This window comes from Corynebacterium sp. HMSC074H12, from assembly GCF_001813755.1.
In the GTDB taxonomy this organism is placed as follows: domain Bacteria; phylum Actinomycetota; class Actinomycetes; order Mycobacteriales; family Mycobacteriaceae; genus Corynebacterium; species Corynebacterium hiratae.
In genome coordinates this window covers 26,304-33,108 of sequence record NZ_KV813892.1, presented here as the reverse complement: position 1 = coordinate 33,108, position 6,805 = coordinate 26,304, and the positions used below count along the sequence as shown (strand labels likewise).

General features: G+C 56.8%; 6 protein-coding genes. All 6 read left to right on the top strand.

The genetic code is table 11. The features are described 5' to 3' along the window. On the top strand, positions 1 to 914 hold a 914-nt coding region (locus HMPREF2932_RS03975), incomplete at its 5' end, for a sodium:solute symporter family protein (protein WP_210397756.1). Between the two features lie 13 nt (positions 915 to 927). Further along, positions 928 to 1,359, top strand: a complete 432-nt coding sequence (locus HMPREF2932_RS13040; RefSeq protein WP_168166984.1) for an acyl-CoA thioesterase — start codon at positions 928 to 930, stop codon at positions 1,357 to 1,359. Further along, positions 1,352 to 2,143, top strand: coding sequence for an enoyl-CoA hydratase/isomerase family protein (locus HMPREF2932_RS03970; RefSeq protein WP_071409654.1), 792 nt, complete (start codon positions 1,352 to 1,354; stop codon positions 2,141 to 2,143). Before HMPREF2932_RS13040 ends, HMPREF2932_RS03970 begins: the two co-directional genes overlap by 8 nt. Before the next feature lie 16 nt (positions 2,144 to 2,159). Next, positions 2,160 to 3,806, top strand: coding sequence for an AMP-binding protein (locus HMPREF2932_RS03965; protein WP_071409653.1), 1,647 nt, complete (start codon positions 2,160 to 2,162; stop codon positions 3,804 to 3,806). 42 nt (positions 3,807 to 3,848) lie between these two features. Continuing rightward, positions 3,849 to 5,567 carry a helix-turn-helix domain-containing protein gene (locus HMPREF2932_RS03960; RefSeq protein ID WP_071409652.1) on the top strand — a complete coding sequence of 573 codons (1,719 nt, stop codon included), beginning with the start codon at positions 3,849 to 3,851 and terminating at the stop codon, positions 5,565 to 5,567. A gap of 118 nt (positions 5,568 to 5,685) precedes the next feature. Beyond that, complete coding sequence (locus HMPREF2932_RS03955; RefSeq protein WP_071409651.1) at positions 5,686 to 6,804, top strand: alcohol dehydrogenase catalytic domain-containing protein; 1,119 nt, start codon at positions 5,686 to 5,688, stop codon at positions 6,802 to 6,804. Position 6,805 lies beyond the last annotated feature (1 nt).

Genomic DNA, 6,805 nt, shown 5'->3' with positions numbered 1-6,805 from the left:
CGGAACACCGGTACCAAAAACCCGCATCTGACACTCCGATCGCATATATCGGCGCCTTCTTGATTTGGGCAACTTGTAATGCGGTTCTCCCTCACACTGTAATGCGTATCTTTGCTGCGAAGAACGAGCGAACAGGTCGCGCATCATTGGCCCTGGGGCTGGGGCTGTATGTCATTACGTCTATTGCCACGTGTGTATTCGTCATCGCAGGAACCATTATCCTCACTGGTGGACAGGACATTGAACAAAGCGACGGCGCTTTCCTCCTCTTCCTAGACCAGGCGGTGCCTAATTGGCTTCGAGGTCTAGCATTCGCAGGCATTTTTGCCGCTGTTATGTCTTCTGTGTCAGCCATGCTTCTTGCCTTGGCAGCGGCTCTTTCCTACGACTTGATCGGGCAGCTTAAGCCGAGCACGTCCGATGCAACGAAGCGCAAGATTACCAAGTTCGGAATTCTAGGATTTGGAGTACTCACGCTAGTACTTTCTCTCAATCCGCCGGAATTCCTTACGCTTTTGTACTCCGCAGCAATGGGCCTCCTCGCTTCCTCCCTCTTCTTCCCGACACTTCTCGGAATTTGGTGGCGCAGGATTAGCGGTAGTGCTGCTTTCGTAGGTGCCAGCGTCGGTGGTATCGCATACCTTGTACTTCTCTTTGGATTCGATCTTCCACCGCTATCCGAGATTGCCTTCGCCCTGCCTTTGTCCGCTGCTGCTTGCATCATTAGCGCCTATATCTTCAAGCCTGCGACTCCAGAGCAAATTCGACGCATCACAATCGCTCACAGCCGTGAGGTAACTGACGCTGAAGCCGAGGAGTTTAATCGCATCGCCATGGCGGAGCTGAATGGAACACAGCCCTACGCCGGTGCCAGCGAGAACTCCTTCGAAACATCGAATTCTGGATCAGTCTGAAAAGGGGGAAACAATGTATAAGACGACTATCACGCCGCGCTTCAACGAAACTGACGCGGTTGGACACATAAACAATACGAAGTTTCCTGCCTGGTTCGAAGCTGCTCGCAGAGACTTCTTCGCCGAGTTTGACCCTGATCTTGCTACAGATCCCTGGACGCTTCTCGTTGTCCGCTACGAATTGAACTTCTTAAAAGAAGTGAACTGGGTACCGGAAGTCACAATCCACACGTCGATTTCCCGTCTTGGCAGAACTTCAGTGACCCTTCATGAAGAGCTCTACCAAGAAGGTGAACTATGCGTTGTTTCTGAGGTGACCTATGTAAATGTTGACCCACGCACCAGAAGACCAGAGGCAGTACCCGATCCGGTTCGAGAAAAACTGTCCGCGCACCTTAGCGCCAAACCAAACGAATCCAATCAAGAAGGAGCCAGCGATGCTTAAATCTTTCACAGATAGCGTGGTGGTTGAATCTGAAGGTTCTATTGCCTCAATAACGCTCAACCGACCGGACTCCCTCAACGCTCTAACATTTGAAATGCTGCGGGGCCTGGAAATGGCATTCACGGAACTGGGTGATAATCCCGATATTCGAGCAATTATTCTTCGCGGAGAAGGTAAAGCGTTCTGTGCAGGTGATGACCTCATCGATATGGGCACAGACAACTGTCCCGTGCCAGAAGACAAGATCCGAGAATTCTTGGATGGTTACCCTAAAGTCTGTACCGCGATTCGTGAATGTCCGAAGCCTGTTGTCGCGGTACTACACAAATTCGCCATGGGAGCCGGGCTAGAGCTGGCGCTTGCCTCTGATTTCATCGTCGCATCTTCGAACACCAAGATTGGACTCCCCTTCGTGCTCCGCGGTTTCTCTTCAGGAACAACCTTGCTCCCACGGCTAACTAACCGGCTTTTCGCAAACAGGCTATTGCTGACCGGTGAATTTGTACCGGTATCTGAACTCTCAATTTTTGGACTCGTAACAACAATCTGCGAGCCCGAAGACTTGGATTCTGAAGGAAAGTCTCTTGCTAAGCAGCTATCGTCACTGCCCACAAAGTCCATCTCGCTCATGAAGCAAACCATGAGCGCAACGCAGCATCTCGACGAAAGTGCAGCGTGGCTTATGCAGGCCCACTCCACGGTCTCGTCAACACTGACGGAAGACCACGTCGAGGGTCGTACTGCGTTCCGAGAAAAAAGAGACCCCTGTTTCACCGGCCGCTAAACAAGAAAGGATCGCCATGACCAAGCCATTGACCACATACGTTCCAGATGAAGGACTGACCTTCTTTAAGCCACAAACTTTGGCTCAGTATTTCTCGGAGCACGCCGAAAATACCCCAGAGAAGACCGCAATCTACTTTTACGGGTCTGAATTCACTTATGGATGGCTTGAGCAAAAGGCACTGGCACTAGCAACCACCTTGGCGCAAGAGGGGATCCAGGCTGGAGACGTAGTCGCGCTGTACATGCAAAACTGCCCGCAGTTTGTAATTTCCTATCTCGCTGTTCAGAAGCTAGGCGCGGTTGTCAGTCCTTGTAACCCCATGCTCAAAGCAAAGGAACTGTCGTATCAGCTCAATGACCTAGAAGCAGTTGCTCTCATCGCTAGCGAAGAACTACTCGTTGAATACGAAAAAGCAGACGACACTTCAGTTCGTACTCTAATTGTTACTTCTTTCGACGATGCTCTGGAACGTGAAGAGCACTCAAAGGAATTCAACTTCCGCATGCCGGACCGGCGCACTCCTGCTCTCGACCATATTTCTTGGGAGAGGGCAACTACACAGAGCAAGCTTGTGGACAAAGCAGAGTCTTTCCTGAGCCCAGAAATCAATCTGGATGAAGACTGCGCATTAATCATTTACACCTCTGGTACTAGCGGATTGCCCAAAGGCGCAATGCTGTCTTACACAAACTGCACTTTCAAAGCTAACTGCGTCGCAGCTAGCTTTGGATATACATCGTCTGACAAGGTTTCAGCCTCAATGCCGATTTTCCATGTGGCTGGAAAAATCGTTGGAATGTCTGCTGTCTTCGTTGCGGGTGCTTCGATGATTCTTCAAGCGCGCTTCGATGGTGAGGACTTCGTAACTATGGCATCTCGGTACGGGATGACGGTCTCATACACAACGCCACCGATGAATACTGAAATCCTAGCTACGGATCGCGCTTCTCAAATGGACAAGCTTCGTGTATGCATGGGCACGAGCTTTGGCTCACAAATCACGGAATCACTGTCCAATCAGTGGAAAGAACAAACCGGTCAAGACTTCTTTGAGTTTGCCTACGGAATGAGTGAGACTCATACAGCAGATGCAATGACCCCTCCTGGGCAGATCGTTTGGGGAAGCACTGGGCGGCCTACTTTCCAGACCGACATCAAGATCACTGATCCGGAAGACCGCAGCCGTGAGCTTGGCCCCGGCGAGTTAGGCGAAATCAGTATAGAAAGCCCAGCGGTCTTCCTCGGCTATAAGGGAAAGCCAGAAGCCACGGCCGCTGCAAAGGTCGGTCAGCGGTACTTCTCAGGCGACATGGGATATTTGGACGAGAATGGCTACCTCTTCTTCGAAGGTCGCTTCAAAGAGATGATCAAATCCAATGGTTATTCGGTCTTCCCAGAAGAAGTGGAAAAATACCTCCAAGACCATCCAGCCGTCCACCAGGCTGTGGCGGTGGGTTACCAAGACGACCGCCGAGGAGAATCCGTCAGAGCCTTCATTGTGCTGCGTTCTGAATACAAGGGAGTGACCTCTGAGGAGGAAATCATCTCTTGGGCAAAGGAGAATATGGCGGCCTACAAATACCCAAGGTCGGTGCGATTCATCGACGAGGTTCCCAAGACTGCGACTGGCAAGATGTTGCGGGCTAAGCTGCGCGAATAGATAAGCACAGTAGCGCCAATCCCAGCTACACTGCATGTAATCATGAGCGAGTTTGGCGAGATTCTGAACCACCTAAGCACTGGCACCCGTGTCCCCGACGAGCTGCGCGAGCAATTGCCGGCCGAGGAGCTTGGCGCGCTTCGGGCCGTTGAGGAAACCATGCGCGCCAACCACACGTGGCGGGTGATGTCGACGAAACTGCTCGATGTCTCCCAGATGCTCAACTCGGGCCGCGAATCCACTGACATCCTCCAGGCGATTGTGCGCCACGCGCGCTCCACCATCGGCACGGAGGTGGGCTACCTCAGCCTCAACGATGAGGACACCGGCTTTACCAAGGTACTGGCCACCAGCGGTGTCGTCACTGAGGAATTCCGCACCATCAACATGCCGATGGGCTCCGGAATCCTCGGCATCGTGGCCGCCACTAACCGCCCGGCGTGGACCTATGACCATTCTGTGGATCCCAACGTCACGCACGTGGATTACGTGGACCGTGCGGTAGAAGCCGAAGGAATCCGCGGGATCCTCGGCGCCCCGATCCGCATTTCTGGGCGCACCATCGGCGCGCTTCTCGTGGGGGATCGCCACCCGCGTCACTACACGCACGAGGAAATCGCAGCGCTCGAGGTGCTCGGCTCTATTACCTCCGTGGCGCTGGAGAATGCCCAAGTCATTGAGAGTCAGGGCGAATCCGTCGCGGAGCTTACCCGCTCCCAAATTGCGCTGAGCCGCCACGTGGACGAATTGCAGTGGCTCAACGACGTCAACACGCAGCTGCTCCACGTGCTGATGAACAATCCCAGCTTCGAGGAGCTCGAGCGCGTGCTAGCTAAAAGCCTCGATGCGCCGGTCACGCTGTGGACCGCGGAGGATGCCCCGGACACTCCCCCAACCAGCACGTTCCCCGTGGAGTTTAACGGGCGGGCGCTGGGCACGATTGGTGTGGACAAGGAGCTCAGCGACGCCGAACTGCGCGTCATCAGCCACGCCTCCGCAGCCTTTACAGCGATTGCGCTTTTTGCTGAGGCGCTTGTCGACGCCACCGCGCGCAAAGTCGACGACCTCGTCTACGCCGTAGCACTAGGCAACGCCGGGCGCGAAGAGATCGCCCGCCTGCGCCACCTCACAGGCATCAGCCTGAACTCTTCGGCACAGCTGTATTTCGTAGGCCTGCACTCGGCCAAGAACTTGCCCACCCGCCCGCAGCTGGAGCATCTCCTGCCAGGTAACGCCGCCATTACGCACCACGACCAGCACGTCTGCGTGCTGTACCAACCGGATCGGGATATCGATAAGGCGCTGGCCCCATTGCTGTCTGAATTCCCTGAGTTGACGGTCTCTGCCATCGGCTTCGACGGCCTAAGCTCCGCGCGCAGCGCCCATGATTCCGCCATGGCCTACCTGGATTCAGCACTCGCTTTGGGCTTGCGCGGCCAGCTGGTCACCGAGGACTCCCTGGGCACGGTAGGCCTCATCCTGGGCGCGGACCCGCAGGCGCTGAACGCGCTGTCTACGCGCACCATCGGCCCGCTGGTGCACTACGACGAGGAACACTCCACCGAGTTGACCGCTACCGCGCACCACTACTTGCTCTCCGGGCACAGCATCCCGCAGACCGCCCGGGCGATGTTCATCCACCCCAACACAGTGCGCCAACGCCTCGATCGGATCGCTGAGCTCATGGGTGAGGAGTGGGCCGTGGGCCAGCGCGGCCTCGATGTCTTTGTGGCGTTGCGCGCCCACTCCCTCAGCAGGTAGAAAATTCCCCATCCACATAACGGCCCGGTGTAGTTTTTCCCATACCGTTCCGCCCCTCCTTAACGCCCGGTGGCGTACATTGCGATGCATTAACCCCATCTCATGTCTGGAGGTATCTATGTCTGACACGATTACCATTCGCGGCGCCGTTCTGGAGCGCTCCGGCGACGAGCGCCCCTACGCCGACTCCAAGCCGATCACCGTGAGCGAGCTCGAGCTCAGCGCTCCTGGCGAGGGCGAGATCCTGGTCAAGATCACCGCTGCTGGCCTGTGCCACTCTGACCTTTCCGTGGTCAACAACAACCGCCCCCGTCCGCTGCCGATGCTGCTGGGCCACGAGTCCGCCGGCATCGTCGAAGAGATCGGCCCGGGTGTTACCAACGTCAAGGTCGGCGACCACGTGGTCATGACCTTCCTCCCGCGCTGCGGTGAGTGCGCCGGCTGCAAGACCGACGGCAAGATGCCGTGTGAGGTTGGCTCCAAGACCAACAACGAGGGCACCCTCATCCGCGGCACCCGCCACCTCACCCGCAACGGTGAGACGATCCAGCACCACCTCGGTGTCTCCGGCTTCGCCACCCACGCCGTGGTCTCCGAGCTCTCCGTCGTGCCAGTTGGCTCCGATGTCCCGGCCGATATCGCCGCCATCCTCGGCTGCGCCATCCTCACCGGTGGCGGCGCCGTGCTCAACGAGATCGATCCGAAGCCGGAGGACAGCATCGCCGTCGTCGGCCTCGGTGGCGTTGGCATGGCCGCCATCATTACCGCCGCTGCGCTCGGCGTGAAGGAGATCGTGGGCATCGACATGCAGAAGGACAAGTGCGAGAAGGCCATCGAAATCGGTGCCACCTCCGCAATGACCCCTCAGGAAGCTGAGGAGTCCGGCAAGAAGTTCACCGCTGTCGTGGAGGCCGCCGGCCACCCGAAGGCGCTGGAAACCGCCTACAAGGTCACCGCACCGGGTGGCCTGACCGTCACCGTCGGCCTGCCGGCACCGGGCTCCACCATCACCATCGACCCGCTGGTGATGACTGCCGAGGCACGCCGCGTCCACGGCTGCTATCTGGGCTCCTCCGTCCCGTCGAAGGACATCCCGAAGTACGAGCAGCTGTGGCGCGAGGGCAAGCTCAACGCTGAGGCCCTCATCTCCGACCACATCAAGCTCGAGGCCATCAACACCGCCATGGACCGCCTGTCCGACGGTGTGGCACTGCGCCAGATCATCGAGTTCGACTAAC